This is a genomic window from Cyanobium sp. NIVA-CYA 375, from assembly GCF_056108345.1.
Genome location: NZ_JBSYHW010000446.1, coordinates 1 through 509 on the forward strand (window position 1 = coordinate 1; position 509 = coordinate 509).

At 69.9% G+C, this 509-nt stretch carries 1 protein-coding gene; it reads right to left on the reverse strand.

Annotated elements, in window-relative coordinates; all coding sequences use genetic code 11:
• A partial coding sequence (locus AC01FP_RS19040; RefSeq protein ID WP_474482545.1) for a S41 family peptidase occupies window positions 1–509 on the reverse strand: 509 nt, incomplete at both ends.

The following is a 509-nucleotide window of genomic DNA, read 5'->3' on the forward strand; positions in this document are numbered from 1 at the left end:
GCGGTCGTGGTCCGGCCCCGCCACCGCATCCTCCTGCGGCGCATTCGCCACCTCCACCGTCGGCTCGGTGCCGAAGTTCTCCACCGCGTAGCCGACATCCTTGAACCAGAACGCGTACTCCGGCTGCGTGGTCTCGCTGCCGTCGGCCAGCTTGTGGCGCGGCCAGATGCCGATCACGCCGCCCCAGGTGCGCTGGCCCACCAGCGGGCCCACGCCCATGAGCTTGAAGCAGTGGCTGAAGATGTCGCCGTCGCTGCCGGCGTGTTCGTTGGTCCGCGCCACCACGGGGCCGGCGGGCGCTTCTTCCGGATAGCTCAGCGGCTGGCCCCAGCGCGAGTCGCAGCGTGCGATGCGCTTGCGCGCCACCTTCTCCAGCAGCAGCTGGCTCACGTGGCCGCCGCGGTTGTAGCGCACGTCGACGATCAGCGCCTCGTGTTCACACTCGGCGCCGAAGTAGCGGTGGAACTCGGCGAAGCCCGCGCTCATCATGTCGGGCAGGTGCAGGTAGC